Source organism: Vibrio sp. 378 (genome assembly GCF_033339435.1).
In genome coordinates this window covers 1-536 of record NZ_JAWOUO010001082.1, presented here as the reverse complement: position 1 = coordinate 536, position 536 = coordinate 1, and the positions used below count along the sequence as shown (strand labels likewise).

Annotated in this window: 1 protein-coding gene; it reads right to left on the bottom strand. The window is 46.3% G+C overall.

Features of this window, described 5'->3' with window-relative positions; all coding sequences use genetic code 11:
• Window positions 1-488, bottom strand: a 488-nt coding sequence (locus R7Q48_RS30485; protein WP_318134151.1) for a histidinol dehydrogenase, incomplete at its 3' end; no start/stop codon positions are given.
• Window positions 489-536 lie beyond the last annotated feature (48 nt).

The window sequence follows — 536 nt, the reverse complement described above, 5'->3', positions numbered from 1 at the left end:
GCAATCGGCGGAGGAGAACAAAGCACCACTTTACGACAACCAGCGATTTTTGCAGGCACGCCCAGCATCAATACTGTCGATGGCAATGGCGCGCTACCACCAGGAATATACAACCCTACTTTTTGAATGGGACGTGTCACTTGCTCACACATCACACCAGGTTGTGTCTCCACTTTAATTGGTTGTGGCTTTTGTGCTTTATGAAATTTAGCAATGTTGCTGTAAGCCTGCTCTAGTGCTTGTTTCATTTCCGCAGAAAGGCGCTCTGAAGCCGCATTAATTTCTTTGGATGGAACTCGGATTGATTCCGGTTTTACACGGTCAAACTTTTCTGTAAGTTCTAATAGCGCTGCGTCACCTTGAGTACGCACCTTTGCGATCACATCCGCAACTGCAGCGGTAATATTCGCGCCTTCCGCAATGGCAGGACGCTCTAAAATTGCATCTTGTTGCTCTTCACTCAGTGATTGCCATACAACAGTTCTCATTGCCGTTACTCCATCATTTTTTCAATTGGTAGCACTAGAATTGAGCTC